The organism is Streptomyces sp. NBC_00513, from assembly GCF_041431415.1.
Taxonomy (GTDB): Bacteria; Actinomycetota; Actinomycetes; order Streptomycetales; family Streptomycetaceae; genus Streptomyces.
In genome coordinates, this window is sequence record NZ_CP107846.1 from 111,816 (window position 1) to 128,597 (window position 16,782).

Sequence of the window (16,782 nt, forward strand, 5' to 3'; positions counted from 1 at the left end):
GGTGCACCGTGTCCGACGTGGACGACCCGAACGGGATCCTGGTCCGTGGCCCATGGAGCGGTGAACCCTCATACGCCCCGCCGCCCATCCCGAATTTCGCCGACACCATTCCGCCGCCGGACGACATTCCCGCCGCGCCGCCGGAATCCCCGGAAGAAACCACGATGCAACTTCCGGCGATTCCGGCCGCCCCGGACCCGGCCACGGCATTGCGTTCGGACGGTTTCGCCCCGCCGCAATGCGCGGATGAGGAAGCCGAATACGAGGAAGGCGAATACGTCCAGCCGCGTTCTCTCGCCGACCGTCTCGGCGACTGGTTGGAATTCCGCCTCGAAATGGCGCGGTACAACCACGAAAGCGAAGCGCCTTTCCGTGAGGCTGAAATAGCACGGAAGGCCGCGCTGCTGGAGGGCCGCACCGCGCAGGAAGTCGCGATGATGGAGCAGAACGGAAAGCTCCACACCGCGATGATGAAAGCAAAGGGCGACAAGGCGGCGGCACGCGGAAAGGCCGACGCCGACCGCATGAAGTCGCCCAGCTCCGGGCTCGGTGCGGACAAGGGCCGCTCGAAGGCCGGCGGCGGCGGGTCCCCGCGCAGCGGCAGCGGTGGCGGCGCGCCCCGCAACAGCTCGGGGGCCGGAACGGGGTCCGGGTCGAAGGGGCCCGGGTCGCGCGGTTCGAACTCCGGCGGATCCGCCGGGCGTTCGGGGTCCGGGGCGCCCGGGAGTGGCAAGGGTGGCACGAAGGACCCTGGCCGGCCCTCTGGCGGCCGTTCTCCCGGTTCGGGGCACGCCGGGTCCGGCGGGGGCTCGAAGGGCTCCCACAGCGGCCCTGGCGGCTCCGGCAAGGGCAGCGGCCACAAGGGTGACGGCGGCCGGCCCCAACCCCCCGCCCCGGCGTCCAACGCCCGTGCGGAACGGGCGCGCGGCCGCGCCGACCGCGCCTCCACCCGGCAGGCCGGGCGCCAGGAACGGCGCAGCGCCGGTCACTCCGCCGGAGTCGCCGACCGGGGCAAGAACCGGGATCAGGCACGCGCCAACCGGCAGCGGGAATGGGAGGACCGCCGGGCGAGGAAGGCGGAGCGGGAGGCGGCACGCAAGGCCAAGCGGGAAGCCGCGGTGTCGGCCGATCCGGGTCGCACCACGCTGGGCAAGGCCGTCGGCGAGGAAGCCCGGCGCCGCTGGGACAAGCGCCGCGCCGATGCGAAGGCCGCCGCAGACGCCAAGGCGGCCGGCACGGAGAAGGTGAACCCGACCAAGGACAAGGCCGCCAAGGACGACAAGACCAAGAGTGCCGATCCGAAGGACACCGGCACGGACGCCGACGGCAAGGCCAAGAAGGACGGCCCTGACGGCGCTTCTGGCGACGGGAAGCCCGACCCGACGGGCGATGAATCCGGCAAGGAGTCCAAGGCCGGTGACGAGCCGTCTGACGGCTCGAAGAAGCGCCGCCGGTTCCGCCGGTTCCGACGCCGCTCCGACGACTCGGGCCGGACCGGACGGCGGGGCCGCACCCGCGGTGCCGGGCATACCGGCCGCCGTGCAGGTCGGCGCGGACGGCGGTCCGCGGAGGGCCGGTTCGGACCACCGCCCACCCCGACGGCGGAGTGGCCCGATCACCCCAGCCGCCCGCCGCGCCCCGCCGGATCCGCCACCGAGGACGACGTCGTCGACGCGGACATCGTCCCCGACGCTCCGGCCGCGGTGACGACCGGCGTCAAGGGCCTGCCGCCCGCCCCGGAGCCGCACACCGAACGTCCCGGCACCAGCCGACCCACCAGCACGGAAGGGAGCAGCGTGAGCAACACACAGGTCAGCAGGCCGTCCAGGCAGGGCAACTTGGCTGCCCAGCACCGTACGGACATCACGTTCGACGAGTACCTGATGGAGATGGCGAACATCGCCATCAAGGCCGCGTCCGACGAGGAGCGCGCCGAGGCGTTGAGGGAGGCGCTCGGCCGGGTCGCGGACGCTTTGGCGGAGATGGCCGCCGATCTGGCCGAGGACCACAACGTGTCCGCCGCCGTCACCGAGCTGATCGACGACCTCGCCGAGACCGCGGGTGAGATGAAGAAGCAGGCGCAGCGGTGCGCCGAGGAGTGCGGCATTGCCAAGGTGGCCGCCAGGCTCGGGGCGACCGAGGTCGCCCGCGTCTACGGCGAGGACATGGACGCCAAGGAAGACGCGGGCCTGACGTCCGTGTCGGCCGCCGCCCACCACGACTAGGAAAGGGGACACCCGCAGATGAGCGACCTCGCACCCCGCGGTACCGGCATGGCCGCGGCTCCGGCCGACGGAGACAACCGCTACAAGTCCGTCCAGAGCAAGTTGGACAAGCTCGGCAAGGCCATGGACGACGCCGGCCTCGAACTGGAGGCGCTGCGGCGCAGCATGAAGGCCAACGCGGCCCACACCCACGACGTCGCCGGCGACATCGAGAACGCCGGCCTGGACGCCAAGTTCGTGGAGATGACCAACCTGGTCTCGGTGGCCCTGGGTGGCGCCGCCGTGGAGGTCAAGCGGCTGTGCGACAGCGCGCAGGAGACCGCCGACCTCACCTGGGAGGCCAAGCGCACCCACTCCCGGCTGTACGGGGCGCTGGACGACATCCGCTCCAACCGGCGCGAGAAGACCCCCCGGCCGGGCTTCTTCAACCGCTGACCCCTCCCCACCCCGCCACGAGCGGCCCCGCACCTCTGCGGGGCCGCTCGTCCCCGTTCCCGAAGGAGAATCTGGTGTCCACGCCGCGCAGTGTCGTGCTCGAACGCCTCGCCTACACCCTCGCCGCGCCCGTGCTGGCCGTGGCCCCGAACATCTACCCCGACAGCCCCGTCCACCAGGTCGTGCAGCTGGCCGGCGCCGCCGGGATCGGCGGCTGGCTCCTGGCCGCCAAGAGCGACGCGCACGGCGCCGGGCGCAAGATCTTGCGCTGGTCCCCGCTGGTCCTGGCGGCCGCCATCGACGTCACCGCCAAGACCACCGCCGGCTGGGGCCCATGGTGGATGGACGGGCTGCTCGCCGCCGGCTGGGCGGCCGCCGGCTACCTGGTGATGCCGTTCTCCCGGCACGCCCGCAGCCGCCACCGCCCCGCCCTCGCCGCCCCGGCCCCGCACCCGACCCCCGAGATCGCCCCGGAAGAGGCTCCGCAGCTGGTCGACGACGGCGCCGACGTGCTCACCCGCGACGCTCGGATGATGTGGGAGCAGGCCGGAAGCCCGGCCCGCACCCACATCGTCAAGGCCACCCGACACCCCGGGATGCAGCACGACATGACACTCCTGCTGCGCGCCTCGGAGCCCGGGCGGCCCATCACCGGCCTGTCCGAGACCGCGGTCGCCGCCCCCTTCGGCGTGCCCGCGCACGATGTCGTCCTGATGGACGTCGCGGTCCAGCCCGGCCGCCAGGGCGGGCCGGGCTGGCTGGAGGCCCGCATCACCCCCGACGCCAACCAGCGCCGACGCACCAAGCCGACCCCCCAGGAGCGCTGGACGGACAAGGTCGGCGGACCCAAGGGCGGCGCCCCCGGCTCCGAACTGGTCCACCACACCCGCGACGAGGAGCGCGGGGTCACCTTCTACCGGGCGAAAATGGCCGACGCCACCACCACCCCGCGCATCGACCTGGCGAAGGTCTGCCGCGGCCTGGGCCTGCCCGAGGACGACTCCTGCGTCTTCGTCCTCATCGACGGCACCGAGTTCCTCATCAGCGCCTTCGACAAGCCCCCACTGTCCGCGATCTTCCCCGCCACCCGCGAACTGCTCACCCCGGACGCCAAGGGCATGTACGTGTGCGGATACACCATCACCGGCCAGCCGGTGAAGAACATGGTGTTCCAGCACGACAAGAACGCCGCCCGGCACGGACTGATCCTGGGCGTGTCCCGGTCGGGGAAGACGCAGTTCTTCGCGATCGACATGGCCGCCATGTCCCTCGCCGGGCAGGTCGTGTGGCTCTCCACCGTCCGCAAGGACGAGAAGACCACCGTCCTGGGGAAGTACATCGACCGGCAGGGCTCCAACGCCCTGTGGATGGCCCGCTCCCTTCGCGCGGCGAAGGCGCTGTGCGAGATCCGCGCGGAGATGCCCTGGCCGCACGACGGCGAGGCGCACGACTACAAGCCCGGCGACCCCCGCTGCCCCTACAAGCAGCTGAACGTGTTCACGGACGAGTTCATGACCGCCGCACAGGACGCCCAGTTCGGCGCGTTCATCCAGACCGACGGCGACGACCTCACCGTCACCGGCCTCAAATACGGCATCGGCCTCAACCCGGCCGGCCAGTCCCCGTTCGCCCACAACGGGTTCTCCACCGAGATGAAGGACAACCTCCGCCAGAACAGCCGGCCGACCATCTTCAACATGGGCAGCCCCGCCGCCACCCGCAAAGCGGCCGAGGGCACGATGGAGAACACCTACGACGTCCCGACCATCCCCGCCCGCTACGCCCAGCAGGAAGGCTCCGCGATCGAGCGGGCCATGCGCGGCGAGGCCGACCCGGAGAACGGTGTCTCCACCGGAGGCGTCGCCATCATGGTCATGGACAACGGCCGCGCGGTCCTCATGCGGTCCCTGTACGCGGACTTCGACACCGACCTCGCCGAGCTGTTTCCCGAGGACGTCAACCGGCTCACCGACCACGAGGTCAGCGAGCTGACCAAGCGCGGCCTGTGGTTCGACTGGAACGAACCCGTACGCCCCGGCGAGTTCTGGCCCGAGCCCGACGACGAAGCCGACGACGATGGCGGCTCCCGCCGTCGCGACGGCGGGGGCGGCAAGGGCGGGGGCGGCAAGGGCGGGCCCAAGGCAGCCAGCAAGCGCTCCGAGCCCCAGATCGCCTCGCCCCGCCAGGCACTGGAGGCCATCAGGAGCCTTAGCGATGTCTGAGAGCCGCCCATCCCTGTCCGGAGGCGGTACGAGCCGGCTGCCACGATCAAGCCGGATCGTTGGGCCGGGGCCAGTGCAGTGCCAGATACACCTCCGAGGCGTGGGTGGAGGACCGCGACGAAACTCTTTAAGGCATTCGCTTGCAATGCATTCGCGTGAGATGCATATTGGACTGGCGGGCCGGGGTGCCCCCTCGTCTACGTGCTTCGCAGCAGACCGCCTCCAGCCTGGCAGCTCGAACTCCTCGGGGGAGGGCCGTCAGGTTGCCAACTCGGCCTCCCGCCCCGAGACCTCCCAACTCGCCAGCATCAGCGGCCCGAAGGACCCCGTCATGACCAACGTCCCGGTCCACCCCGTCGGAACCGACCGCCCGCAGTCCCTGGAGCACCGCCCGATCCGGGCGGCGCGCGCCCGGCGTGCCGGGGTGAAGCTCCTGTCCGCCGTCGTCCGCTACAACGGCATCACGATCACCGCGGTTGTCACCGCTCTCGGCGTCCACGCGTTCACTGCCCGGATCAACCCGGACCGCTGGGACGGCGACACCCTCTACACGCTGCCGGAGGACCTCAGCGACATCCGCGACGAGTTCAACTCCGGCGCCGACCCGACCCAGCGCAGCCTGCGTACCGGCGGACTGCTGGATACGACCGCCGCGCTCACGCGCAGGCTCGCCGGGCAGGGGGAGGAGGGCCACGCCCAGCGCCTCCACGCGTCCGCCCTCCACCTGAGCAAGGCCGACGGCGTGCTCGGGCGCGGTCGGGCCGGTGACGAGCCGGCCGCCGACGCCCGTAAGGATCTGCAGTAGAGACACCCCGGGGACGGCGGCCAGGTCGCCAAACTCAGCCCGCCGCCCCCGGGTCTCCCAACCCGCTCCAACCGGAGCAGGAGGGTCGGAACCATCGTCCCTCACCATCCGCCAGGAGCACACATGACCCCCCGACCCGACACCGAGCCCAGCACTACGGAAGACATCAAGGCCGCCGTCCAGATCGCCCAGAGCGCACGCGACAACGCCGTACTCGCCGCCGAGAAGGAGTTCTGGCAGCGGATGGGTGAGCTCAGCAAGAGCTACCACGGCGCCCAGCAGGACGTCGCCGACGCCATGGGCCGCAAGCGCGACTACGTCTACAAGAACGTGCGGAAGTACACCGCCTGATCCACCCCCTCCGGGGCCGGCCACCAGGTCGCCAACCACTCAGCCGGCCGCCCCCGGAGCTCCCGACCCACCATCTCGCAGCACGCAGGAAGGCTTCGCCATGCCCGCATCCGCAGCACCCGCCGCCTTCGGCCCCCAGGCTCCCGACGCGAGCACGCGCCTCCTGGCCGACGAGGTCGAAGCCTGGCTCAAGAAGATCACCCCGGCCCCCGCGGCCGCCCCGGCCCCCGAACAGCCCGCGCCTCCTGCCGGATTCGACATTCCCGCCCTGGCGGCCGCCGGCCTCGCCGAGGTCGAGCGCAGCGAACGAGCCACCGCCGCCGCCCAGGCGGCCGCACGCCCCTCCCTGCTCGACCGGATCACCCGTCGCCACCAGCGCCCGGCGACCCGGGCCAGCGTGCACATCCGCCGGGCCGCCGCCGCGCTGGCCACCGGCGGATGGTGCCGCGGGGAGCTGCGTGACGCCACCGGCCGGCACTGCATTCTCGGCGCCCTCATGGCCGCCCCGGCCGACAGCGACACGGTCGGTCGCTCCCACATCTACATCCGCTCCGCGATGGCCGAATCGGCCGCGTACGCCCAGCCGACGCCCGACTACCGCGCCCGCATGGAGGCGCAGTGGAGCCGGGAGGGCCGCGACCCGCGGTCTCTGGGTCGCCAGTTCGACATCGCCGTGCACAACAACGTGGTCGCCCCGACGGTCGGCGCCGTCCTCGACCTCCTGCAGCGGGCCGCCGAGTTCGCCGAGCGTGCGGGGGACTGACGGGGGCGGCAAGGGAATCCCCCTGGACGCGGTGATGTGTAGTGCGTATAGTTTTCTTGTCGGGGTTCGGGTTCTCCTCCGGATCTCCCCGACCACCCACCCGACCTGACCGAATCAACCCGGAAGGCGCCCCGCATGCACATCTCCATCGAGCGTTTCCTCTTCGGAGGCGGCCCCTACAGCAAGTACGCCAAAGCCATCGCCCCCCACGCCGAGAAGCTCGTTCGCGACAAGTTCGGCCCCCTGCCGGCCATCCACCTGATCCTCAACGGCGACGCCAGCCAGCTCGACCACCTGGTGAACACCGCGGAAGCCAAGCTCCTGCCCGGCATCACCCCCACGCACGTCAACGCCGCCAGCCGCGCCGACCGCCACTCCCGCCGGGCCTACGGCCAGACGACCATCGACCGCGATGGCGTACTGATCGTCCTTCAGATCGCCAACATGCGCGGCGAGGTCGATGTCGCCCAGACCCTCGTGCACGAGCTCGTCCACGCCCACCAGCTCGGCAACCGCACCGCCCGCGGCCTCCACCTGGACTACCTCAAGCACGTCTGGGGCCAGAAGCCCATGAAGTCCAACACCGTCAGCGCCTACGAGCTGCTGATCGACCAGCGCGAGCACGAGGCCTACGACGCCGAGGACCTGGCCGCCCGGCTCTGAACCCGACAGGAGGACCGCCATGCAGATCCGACATCCTTGGCCGTGCCGTGCGGACCGCCGCCTCTGGCGCGCCGCCACCACCTTCTCCGACCTCGGCGAACTGACCGCCCGCTGGCTCGAAGGCGACATCCGCTCCCGCCCCGGGATCATGCCGAACCACGGGCCCGACGACGAGACCCTGCCCCTTATCCCCCGCCTGGCCGCCGCGAACCGCGCCGGATTCCTCACCGACGACTCCCAGCCCGGCCACGACGCCGCCGACCGCGCCGGCAACCTGTGGGAGCAGCGCGCCGCCGTCACCGGATTCGTCGCCGACCCCGAGATCCTCACACGCCTCGTCGACTCCGCCGAGCAGGCCGGCCTCGACCTCCTCGTCCGATTCCAGGGCGACGACCACCACCCGGGGCTGCTCGTCTCCCGCGTCAACGGCTTGGCCTACACCTGGTACGGCCGCACCCCCACCCTCCCCGAACTCCGCGACGCCTGGCCTCGCTGCCTCGTCGGCGACACCGCCGCCCGCGCCGCCCAGCTAACCCTCGCCGCCCTCGCCTTCGAGCCCGGCGACATCCTCTGGACCGCCCTGGATGAAGCCCTGCACCTGCCGAGCGCGGCCGGCCGCTGACGGCCCCCCGCGATGCCCGGCCTCCAGGGCCGGGCATCGCCGAGGACCGGACAGACCGGCCCGCAACGAGACGGAGAACCGATGACCTCTCCCACCGACCCCGACACCGTGATCGCCGACATCTGGCGTCTCGCCGCCGCCGGCACGCTGCCGCTCAGCGCACCGATTCTCCAGCTGCTCGGCGCCGCCATCGTGAACCAGGCCCGCCTGGCCGCTGCCGAGGCCGTCTTCCCCGGCATCACCCACCTCACCGACCACGGGCCGGGCGAACTCACCGCCTATCGCGCGCAGGCCAACGGCATCCCGTACGGCACCTTCACCACCCGCGAAGCCGCCCGGGCCTGCGCCGAGACCGTACTGAGGCAGCACCGTCCCCTCGCCCCGGGCCTGTCCACCGGCTGGGCACCGGAGTCCGGCGATACGGGCGCCACCGAGGAGCTGATGCTCTTCGGCCCCGGCCAGGACGACGAGGACGGCACGGGCGTACTCGTCACTCCGCTGACGGTCAGCGTCCTGTACGACCCGGACGCCGAGGGATGACGATGCCCCAGTTCATGTGGGAGGTGGACGTCCCGATAGAGCGCGCCAGCACCGGCGAACGCGGTGTGCACGTCTTCACCGGACTCGCCGAGAACGGCAGCGAGGCGCGCCAGGCCGCACGACGCGCCTGGGAGACGGCACTCCTCCACACCATGGCCGACCAGGACATCCCCGCCGCCACCAGTCACACCGACTGGTCCGCCCGCGGACTGCGCGCCGGATGGGACCTGCGCTGGAACCAGGCCACGCACCACTACATCACCCGATAGATCCGCCCCGGGACGGCCGTCAAGGCCTGAGAAACCGCCGGCCGTCCCGGGCCCCTCACCCGCCAGAACAGGAGAGAGACCACCATCATGCACAACACCCGCCGCAAGAAGCAGCCCAGGACCTCAACGGCCCACCGACTGGGCATCGCCGCACGGATCCTTGAGTCTCTGGTCAAGACCAACCCACAGCTCGTCGACCGCGAGTTCGTCTGCACCTGCTGCGACGTCGCCTGGGAGGGCGATGAGGCCGACTGCTGGAACTGCGGCCTGCCCGCCACCTTCAGCTCTCACCGCCCCGGCTCCGCACTGGCACGCCTCCTCGCCACCCCCACGATCTCCCACACCCTTACCCGGACGGGAGCGGCGTCGTGACCGGGCTCATCTCCCTGAACTGGCTGATCGGCGACCAGGCCCTCAGCGACCACATCCGGGCCCGCGTCAACGAACTCGTCGATCAAGGCGTCGAGTACAAGCAGGCCTGCACCACCGTCACCGACGCCGCGGACGCAGGCGAGGCGTGGGCCGTCGCCGCCACCCGGCAGACCTGGATCCGCCGCCACGACGTCGACCCCGACGAGATGCCCCTCCGCAGCCTGTACGTCCTGGAACGCACCGACACCCACGTCGTCGTCGCGTACGTCGACCTCGACAAGGCAGCGGACGACTCGGACGCCGGCGACCGTTCCAACCTCCCGCCGGATAAGGCGGCCCACAACGACCACACCCAGGGCGTCGTCTACCCCTTCGACGCCCTGGACATGAGCTTCGAACTCGCGGCCTGGGACCCCTTCGAGCACCTGCTGCCCACCGCCGCCGTCCCGGCCTCCGGCACCACGGGGGCGGAGGAGTGACCGCCCCCGAGCGCGCCCCGTGGCCGCGGCTGACCGGCAGCGAACCTTGCATGGCGCCCGGTGCCGACCCCGAGCACTGGACGGGCTCTCCGGCGCAGCGCCTGAAGGGGCAGGAGGAGTGCCTCGTGAACTGCCCGGAGTCCACCCGCCGGCAGTGCCTCGCCTGGGCCCTCGACCACCCGACCCACGCTGGACCCGGCATCTGGGCCGGCACCACCTACACCGACCGTCGCCGGCTGCGCGAGCTCCGCGCAGCCGCCACGAAATAGGGACCTGGCCCCGTCGGCCGTCCGGGTCGCACCGGACGGCCCGCGGCCCCCTCTCCTGCACACCCGCGCACCCCGGCCCGGTCGGCGGCGCGCCCACCCACCCGGAAGAGAGCACCGATGAAGCTGCGCACCGACCTCGCCCCGCTCGCCGCCGCCGTCACCGACGCCGCCCGGGCCCTGCCCGCCCGGCCCCCCGTACCCGTCCTCGCCGCGATCCGGCTGGAGGCCACCGCCAGCGCCCTGAGCGTCGCCGCCTTCGACTACGAGACCAGCGCCGAGGCCACCGTGGACGCCGAGGTCACCACCCCCAGCACCGTCCTGGTCTCCGGCCGCCTCCTCGCCGACATCACCCGCACGATCAGGGGCAACGACCCGGTAGACCTCGAACTCGACGGCGCCCGCCTGCTCCTGACCTCCGACCGCATCCACTACACCCTGCACACACTCCCGCTGGGGGAGTACCCCACCCTGCCCCGCCCCGCCCCGGCCGCCGGGACCGTTTCCGGTCCGGCCCTCGCCGAAGCGGTCCACCAGGTCGCCACCGCCGCCGGACGTGACGACGCCCTGCCGATCCTGACCGGCATCCAAGCCGTGATCACGGACGACACGATCGGCCTTGCCGCCACCGACCGCTACCGCTTCGCGCTCCGCTCCATCCCCTGGAACCGCGCCACGCCCACCGGCACCACCGACACCGTCACGATTCCGGCCAAGTCCCTCGCCGAAGCCGCCAAGATCCTCGCCTCCGACGAGCAGATCCACCTCACCCTCCCCGCCGATCACGGCGTCCTCGGCCTGACCGGCCACTCGCGCACGCTCACCCTGCGCGCCATGGAAGGCCGACTGCCGGATCACAAGGCCCTGTGGCCCACCGACTTCACCGCAACCGCCGACCTCGACAGCGCCGACTTCGCCCATGCCGTCAAGCGCATGGCCCTCGTCGTCGAACGCGGCCACGCCGTCACCCTCCACCTCACCGACGGCGACATGGCCCTCAGCGCCGGCACCTCCGATGACGCCTCCGGCCGCGATCGGATCCCCGCCACCACCGATCTGCTCACCGGCGCCCCCGTCTCCATCGCCTTCAACCCCGGCTACCTCCTCGACGCCGTCGCCGCGCTGAACACGGACCGGGTTCGCCTGCGAATCGTCCACCCCGCCAAGCCGGCGCTGCTCGTACCCACCGACGAGGACGCCACGGCGCTGAGCTACCTGATCATGCCGATGCGCTAGGCCGGCCCGCCCTCGGGGGCGGCCCCAGTCGAGCCCGCCGCCCCGGCCCGCGGCGCCGACCGCCGCCCACGTTCAGACTCACCACCCCCACGCCAACGACGCAAGGAGAAACGTGTTCGAAGCCGGCGACGAGGTAGAGATCCTCGCCTGCGGGGACGACCCCCGGGTCACGGGCAAGAAGGGCAGGATCGTCGACGACGGACTGCCCGGCAAGCATCGGCCCCGTCCTGTGCCACACGCGCGAGCTACGCGCGACGGGCCGATGACGATGTTGGACATCGGCCGGCAGCGGATACCCGCACGACTACCGGCATCACCCCCACACTGCGCCGGCCTCCCGCCCATTTCCCGAGAACGAAGGACATGCCGATGAACCGCGAGCACCACCACCGCGACCTTCAGGCCGCCGGCCGCATCGCGGCCGCCGCCACCTCCGAGCAGCTGCTCAACCCGTCCGACACCTCCACCGACCGGCCCACGGTCGTCACCCTCTGCGGCTCCACCCGCTTCTGGAGCGAGCTCGCCGAGGCCAACTTCCGCGAGACGGCCGCCGGCCGCGTGGTCCTCGCTCCCGGCTGCGACATGAAGAAGGCGCACCCGCTGTGGGCCGAACCCGCAGCCGCCGAGGAGCTCAAGCTCGCACTGGACGCGCTACACCGCTGGAAGATCCGGGCCTGCGACCAAGTCCTGGTCGTCAACACCGGCGGATACATCGGCGACTCCACCCGCGCCGAGATCGCCTACGCCCACCAGCTCGGCCGGCCCGTCCGCTACACCGACCCGGTCGGCCACGCCGTCATCCTCCACCGGCCCGGCCTGGACCCCGTACGGATCGGTCCGTACGAACACGAGAGCCACGCCGAGGAGATCGCCGCCGGCCTGCGCGGGCAGCTGCACTCCACCGCGCACGTGGAGGGCACGGTCATCGCCACCGGCGCCTTCCGCCCCGACCTCGACCACCTCGAACCGCGGGTGCCCACCGACCCGTTCGCCCTGGCCGAAGCCATGGACAACGACCCCGACGGCGATGGCACCGGCCGCAACTTCCCCGACCTCTACGCCCGCCTGTGCGCCCAGGAGCCCGCCGAGCGCGCGAGCAACCTCTGGGGGAGGGCCGCCTCCGCGTACGACGACCTGCACGCCGACCCCGTCGACGAGTAGTCGACCCCTTTCCTGAACGCCAATCACGAGTTGGCCAAGTCTGAGTTGACATGCCAACTCAGACTTGGCATCATTGAGGGGTGGGCAAGGGCCCGCACCGACGACCGGAGGCGACGAATCATGGAGCAGATCCAGCAGTTATCGCAGGCCGCCCCCACCGAGGCGCGCCTGGCCCAGGCCCGCACCGAGGTGATTGCCGAGATGGGCAGGACCGACGCCAAAGCGTCCGCGCTCCTGACCGTCCTCGGCCTCCCCCTCGCCGTCCTGATCGCCACCGTCCCCGGTCACGACCTCCCCGTCGCCGCCACCATCGCCGCCGGGATCGGCGCGGCCGCCCTGGCCGCCGCGATGCTCCTGGTCCTACTGATCGTCCGCCCCCGCCTCGGCGGCGACGTCAGCGGCTCCTACCTCCACTGGGCGACCTGCACGCCCGAACAGGCCGCCGCCGACATCGCCACCGACCGCAGCGCCGAACTGATCGTGGTCCTGTCCCGGATCGCCGCTCGGAAGTTCCGCGCGCTCCGGCTCGCCATCGACATCACCGCCGCTGCCGTCGCCCTGCTGGTCCTCGCCGGGATCATCGCCCTCGCCGTCTGACGGACCGAAGGAGAGGGGCATGCTCGCCGAACTGATCCGCCGAGCCCTCGGCCGCCTGACCACGCCGATGAAGACCGCGCAGTTCGAGTGCCACAAGTGCGGGCTCTCAATGAAGATCACCGACTACCCCGACCGCATCGGACCCATCCTCGACACCGCCCTCACGCACGCCTGCGAGCCCAAGGCCAAGGCGCTCTGACCCCCGGGACGGGCGGCATCACCGGCTACCAACCAAGCCGCCCGCCCCGGGCCAGCCCAACCCGCTCTCAACCGGAGCAGGGGGCAGCTACATCGTCCCTCAACCGACACGGAGCCGATCACCATGACCCCCACCAAACCCGACACCCCCGAGGCCGGCGAGGTCAGCGCGGCCAAGGCCCGCCTCGACAAGGCCGCCACAGTGCGCAACCAGGCCATCGAAGCGGCCCACCGCGCCTACTGGGCCGCGGTCAAGGCCGAGATGGACGCCAAGACCCTCACGCAGAGGGCCGTGGCCGAACACCTCGACTTCAGCCGCGAGCACATCCGCAACCAGGTCAACCGCTACACCGCCGACCAGTAGGCCGGCGCCGAAGATCCCAGGGGCGGCCGCAGCATCGGCCAAGAGGTACGGCCGCCCCCCGGGCTCCCCGTCCAGAGCAGAACCGGACCGCAGGCTGGGCGTTCCTCACCGAGACCCTGACCGCCGCCGGGTTCCCCACGGGCACCTGGCCGACCGCGATGCTGCAGGTCCGCCACCACGACCTGCCCGACCCCGACCCGGCGCCGCCGGCCATCGCACCCGCGCCTCCGCCGGTGCCGAACACCTGGCGCGCCCTGTTGCGCCGAGACCTGGCCCGCCTCCTGGCCGCCCTCGGCCGGAACCGCTAGCTCCAACACCCCGAGCGCCCGGCGCCGCGAACCGCAGACGGCCGCCGCCCGGTCCCCAAGAACCGTCACGAGAAGAGGAGAGATCCATGATGAGCGAGTACACCCCCGTGGACATCACGCCGCCGGAGCTTCAGCCGTCGGCACTGGCACACCACGTGCCCAACTGGGCAGAGGCGGCGCCCACACCGACCGACGTGCACGACTGGGACCAGCGCCGGGCGACCGCGCTCGTCCCGTTCGAACTCGACGGGCGAGGCTGGCCGATGCACCCGCACGGTCGCACCGGCCGTACCGGCCGCAACCTCGGGAAGTGGGGCGAGAACCAGGCCGCGGACCCGATCGTCGTCGCGGGCAGCGGCGACCAGCGCCGGGTGCTGCTGATCACTCGGACCGACATCCACGTGGAGGCGATCCCCGGCGGCATGGTCGATCCCGGCGAGACCGCCCCGGCCGCCCTGGTCCGCGAACTGCGAGAGGAAACCGGCATCGATCTGGCCGACCACCACCCGATCGTCCTCGGCCGCGACGTCGTGGACGACTGGCGCAACAGCGACAACGCATGGGTCGCCTCCACCAGCGCGCTGTACCTTCTGCCCGCCACAGTGACCGCCGTCGCGGCCGATGACGCCCTCGACGCCAACTGGTGGCCGTTCGTCTCCCTCGACCAGCTCGACGCCGCGGTTATCGCCGCCGGCCGCACCCTCTACGCCGCGCACCGGCCGCTTCTGCAGCGCGCACTGGACCACCTCGCCAAGTAGGGAGTGTGCGCGGGTGCAGGTAAGACCGTTGCCGGCCGTGCGCGCCACCGCGTCCCTGCTGGCAGGCCCCGGCCGAGTCTGGCAGATCCTGCTGGCGCCCCCGACCTCATTGCCGGAGGTCGGGGGCGCTGGCGTTTCCACGACATAAAGGCCAAGTTCGAGTTGGCCAATTTCATGTTGATACGCCAACTTCTTGTTGGCATTCTTGGGGGGTCGGGCCGCCCTGACCCGGCACCCCACAGCTCAGCCCCGCCACCCACTCCGAGGAGTCGAAGTGACCAGCGAGACCCCGGCCCCGAAGCACCTCGCCACGATCACCGGCATCGAGACCCCGGCCCGCGCCAGCCTGACTGCCGACGGGGGAGACCTCGCCGACCTCGCCCCGGCCGCAGCCGCCGCGCTCCGCCTGCTCGCCGACGCCATCACCCGCGGCCACGCCAATCAGGGCGACATCGTCCAGGCCCTGAAGGACGCCGACGTCCACGAGGCCTTCGCCGACGTCCTGGTGGCCGCCTCCAGCGCCGTGATGGACGAGACCGAGGACCCCTACGACATCGACTACAGCCTCCCCGCCGACAGCCTCAGCGGCGCGGCCAGCCAGGTCCGCGACATCTTCCACTGGATCTGACCAACCCACCCCGCACGAGACCCGATCGACTCACCGCCCACCAGGAGAGGCCCGCCGTGAAGACCTGCGTCTTCTGCTCCATCGCCGCTGGCCAGGCCCCGGCCGCCATCTTCCGGGAATGGCCCGACGCCCTCGCCATCCGACCGCGCACCGGCGGAGTGACCGACGGTCACGTCATGGTCCTGCCGCGCGTTCACGTCGCCGACGCAGGCGCCGACCCGGAGGTGACCGCCGCGGTGTATCGCCGCGCGGCCGAGCTGATGGCGGAGCTCCCCGCCGCCAACCTCATCACCTCGAAGGGAACCGAGGCGACCCAGTCCGTCTTCCACCTGCACGTCCACGTCGTGCCCCGCCAGGAGGGCGACAACCTGCCCCTGCCCTGGACCCCGCAGCACGCTGCCCGCGCCGCCGCGCAGAACGGAGCCTCCTCGTGAACAGCATCAATCTCGTCATGGCCCGCGAGCCCATCCGGGGTGGGCCCGTCCGTCTTCCTCGCCGGACCCACCCCGGACAAGAGCGCACCCGTCCCGTCTTGGCGGCCCCAGGCCGCCGACGCCCTGGCCGCGCGGTGGACCGGTGCCCAGCCGCGTACCATCTTGGTCCCGAATTCCGGCGCGGCCAGCGCCGACCGCTACGAGACCCAAGTCGACTGTGGTCGACACGAGCGCGGCACGGTGCAGACGCCGAACGGCACCTGAGTGATCGTCGACCGGACCCGGCTCGAAGACAAGAGCCCCGGACGTCGCGTCCGGGGCTCTGCTGTGGCCAGCTGTTCACGGCCCTTCGAAGACGTCAGTCCGTCTCGACGTAGGCGACCAGGACCAGGGTGCCGAGGGCGGTCGGCACGTACACGATCCGGACGCCGTCCTCGCGGTATTCACGGATCGCGCCGTGCTTCGACAGCACGCCGATCTCGGGATTCCTGGAGACGGCCACCAGTACGGGGTCGAGCCGGAGGCGCTCGGCCTCCGTCATCTTCTCGACCTGGTCCTGCGCCACGTCGTAGAAGACGATGCGGGCGCGCTTGGGTGCGTGGCGTCCCATCAGGCGACGTGCGAGGTGGGAGCGGAGTCGTCGAGCGGGGGCTGCCCGAAGTTCTCGCGCAGGTCCTCCCAGGAGGTGACGGCGTCCAGATCGACGCCCTCGCCGGCCAGGCGCTCCAGGACGTAGGCGATCTGCGGGTCGCTGTCAGCCATCTCCCGCGCGTCGGCACGCAAGGCTTCCTGCTCGGCCGGGTCGAAGACGATCCGCATCGCGGCCTCCAAGTCGTAGATGCTGCAACGAGGCTAGCGCAGGAGGACGTGCCCGGAACCCGGAAGGCGAAGAGGACGCGGAGACCAGCCGGTGCGCGGGGGAGCCTTGCGGCCGGCGGAAAAGAAAGCGGCCGGCGCCCACTTCCGCCGAGGCGGGTGGCAAGGGCGCCGGCCAACCGAAAACACACTCCGCGGGAGACCCGAGAGATGTATCTCGCTTCCGAGTGTATCCGTACGCCGCGGCGGTGCGACCACTCCACTTGCCAA

At 71.7% G+C, this 16,782-nt stretch carries 24 protein-coding genes; 22 read left to right on the plus strand and 2 right to left on the minus strand.

Features of this window, described 5'->3' with window-relative positions; all coding sequences use genetic code 11:
* The first annotated feature begins 8 nt into the window (after positions 1–8).
* From OHA84_RS37805 to OHA84_RS37910, 22 genes are all read left to right on the plus strand, one after another.
* Positions 9–2,225 (plus strand): ATP/GTP-binding protein, encoded by a 2,217-nt coding sequence (locus tag OHA84_RS37805; protein ID WP_266976224.1) that lies wholly within the window; start codon positions 9–11, stop codon positions 2,223–2,225.
* Between the two features lie 18 nt (positions 2,226–2,243).
* Positions 2,244–2,660, plus strand: a complete 417-nt coding sequence (locus OHA84_RS37810) for a conjugal transfer protein TraB (protein ID WP_266976222.1) — start codon at positions 2,244–2,246, stop codon at positions 2,658–2,660.
* A gap of 74 nt (positions 2,661–2,734) precedes the next feature.
* Positions 2,735–4,882, plus strand: coding sequence for a chromosome segregation protein ParM (locus tag OHA84_RS37815; protein WP_266976220.1), 2,148 nt, complete (start codon positions 2,735–2,737; stop codon positions 4,880–4,882).
* Positions 4,883–5,213: 331 nt separating this feature from the next.
* Positions 5,214–5,687, plus strand: a complete 474-nt coding sequence (locus OHA84_RS37820; RefSeq protein ID WP_266976218.1) for a hypothetical protein — start codon at positions 5,214–5,216, stop codon at positions 5,685–5,687.
* 123 nt (positions 5,688–5,810) lie between these two features.
* On the plus strand, positions 5,811–6,038 hold the full coding sequence (locus OHA84_RS37825) for a hypothetical protein (protein WP_266976216.1): 228 nt from the start codon (positions 5,811–5,813) through the stop codon (positions 6,036–6,038).
* A 100-nt stretch (positions 6,039–6,138) separates the two neighbouring features.
* Positions 6,139–6,801, plus strand: coding sequence for a hypothetical protein (locus tag OHA84_RS37830; RefSeq protein WP_266976214.1), 663 nt, complete (start codon positions 6,139–6,141; stop codon positions 6,799–6,801).
* A gap of 135 nt (positions 6,802–6,936) precedes the next feature.
* Positions 6,937–7,464 (plus strand): hypothetical protein, encoded by a 528-nt coding sequence (locus tag OHA84_RS37835; protein WP_266976212.1) that lies wholly within the window; start codon positions 6,937–6,939, stop codon positions 7,462–7,464.
* Positions 7,465–7,483: 19 nt separating this feature from the next.
* Complete coding sequence (locus tag OHA84_RS37840) at positions 7,484–8,086, plus strand: hypothetical protein (RefSeq protein ID WP_266976210.1); 603 nt, start codon at positions 7,484–7,486, stop codon at positions 8,084–8,086.
* An 81-nt stretch (positions 8,087–8,167) separates the two neighbouring features.
* A complete protein-coding gene (locus OHA84_RS37845) occupies positions 8,168–8,626 on the plus strand; it encodes a hypothetical protein (RefSeq protein ID WP_266976208.1) in 459 nt (152 codons plus the stop codon).
* A gap of 2 nt (positions 8,627–8,628) precedes the next feature.
* Positions 8,629–8,895, plus strand: coding sequence for a hypothetical protein (locus tag OHA84_RS37850; RefSeq protein ID WP_266976206.1), 267 nt, complete (start codon positions 8,629–8,631; stop codon positions 8,893–8,895).
* A gap of 87 nt (positions 8,896–8,982) precedes the next feature.
* The gene (locus OHA84_RS37855) at positions 8,983–9,267 is read left to right on the plus strand and encodes a hypothetical protein (RefSeq protein ID WP_266976204.1); all 285 of its coding nucleotides are present in this window, start codon (positions 8,983–8,985) and stop codon (positions 9,265–9,267) included.
* Complete coding sequence (locus OHA84_RS37860) at positions 9,264–9,746, plus strand: hypothetical protein (protein ID WP_266976202.1); 483 nt, start codon at positions 9,264–9,266, stop codon at positions 9,744–9,746. Before OHA84_RS37855 ends, OHA84_RS37860 begins: the two co-directional genes overlap by 4 nt.
* A 50-nt stretch (positions 9,747–9,796) precedes the next feature.
* A complete protein-coding gene (locus OHA84_RS37865) occupies positions 9,797–10,015 on the plus strand; it encodes a WhiB family transcriptional regulator (protein ID WP_266976200.1) in 219 nt (72 codons plus the stop codon).
* 117 nt (positions 10,016–10,132) lie between these two features.
* Positions 10,133–11,248: a DNA polymerase III subunit beta gene (dnaN, locus tag OHA84_RS37870; RefSeq protein WP_266976198.1), complete on the plus strand. Its 1,116-nt coding sequence runs from the start codon at positions 10,133–10,135 to the stop codon at positions 11,246–11,248.
* A 369-nt stretch (positions 11,249–11,617) separates the two neighbouring features.
* Positions 11,618–12,409 (plus strand): hypothetical protein, encoded by a 792-nt coding sequence (locus tag OHA84_RS37875; protein WP_371591630.1) that lies wholly within the window; start codon positions 11,618–11,620, stop codon positions 12,407–12,409.
* A gap of 120 nt (positions 12,410–12,529) precedes the next feature.
* Complete coding sequence (locus tag OHA84_RS37880) at positions 12,530–13,006, plus strand: Pycsar system effector family protein (RefSeq protein WP_266976196.1); 477 nt, start codon at positions 12,530–12,532, stop codon at positions 13,004–13,006.
* Between the two features lie 19 nt (positions 13,007–13,025).
* Complete coding sequence (locus OHA84_RS37885) at positions 13,026–13,205, plus strand: hypothetical protein (RefSeq protein ID WP_266976194.1); 180 nt, start codon at positions 13,026–13,028, stop codon at positions 13,203–13,205.
* 123 nt (positions 13,206–13,328) lie between these two features.
* Positions 13,329–13,568 (plus strand): hypothetical protein, encoded by a 240-nt coding sequence (locus OHA84_RS37890; RefSeq protein ID WP_266976192.1) that lies wholly within the window; start codon positions 13,329–13,331, stop codon positions 13,566–13,568.
* A gap of 158 nt (positions 13,569–13,726) precedes the next feature.
* Positions 13,727–13,876: a hypothetical protein gene (locus OHA84_RS37895; protein WP_266976190.1), complete on the plus strand. Its 150-nt coding sequence runs from the start codon at positions 13,727–13,729 to the stop codon at positions 13,874–13,876.
* An 86-nt stretch (positions 13,877–13,962) separates the two neighbouring features.
* Positions 13,963–14,634: an NUDIX domain-containing protein gene (locus tag OHA84_RS37900; RefSeq protein WP_266976188.1), complete on the plus strand. Its 672-nt coding sequence runs from the start codon at positions 13,963–13,965 to the stop codon at positions 14,632–14,634.
* 274 nt (positions 14,635–14,908) lie between these two features.
* A complete protein-coding gene (locus OHA84_RS37905) occupies positions 14,909–15,262 on the plus strand; it encodes a hypothetical protein (RefSeq protein WP_266976186.1) in 354 nt (117 codons plus the stop codon).
* 56 nt (positions 15,263–15,318) lie between these two features.
* A complete protein-coding gene (locus tag OHA84_RS37910; RefSeq protein ID WP_266976184.1) occupies positions 15,319–15,696 on the plus strand; it encodes an HIT family protein in 378 nt (125 codons plus the stop codon).
* 358 nt (positions 15,697–16,054) lie between these two features.
* On the opposite strand, the gene OHA84_RS37915 is transcribed toward OHA84_RS37910, so the two are convergent.
* Positions 16,055–16,306, minus strand: a complete 252-nt coding sequence (locus OHA84_RS37915) for a hypothetical protein (protein WP_266976182.1) — start codon at positions 16,304–16,306, stop codon at positions 16,055–16,057.
* Positions 16,306–16,527 carry a hypothetical protein gene (locus OHA84_RS37920; RefSeq protein WP_266976180.1) on the minus strand — a complete coding sequence of 74 codons (222 nt, stop codon included), beginning with the start codon at positions 16,525–16,527 and terminating at the stop codon, positions 16,306–16,308. Before OHA84_RS37920 ends, OHA84_RS37915 begins: the two co-directional genes overlap by 1 nt.
* Between the last annotated feature and the right edge of the window lie 255 nt (positions 16,528–16,782).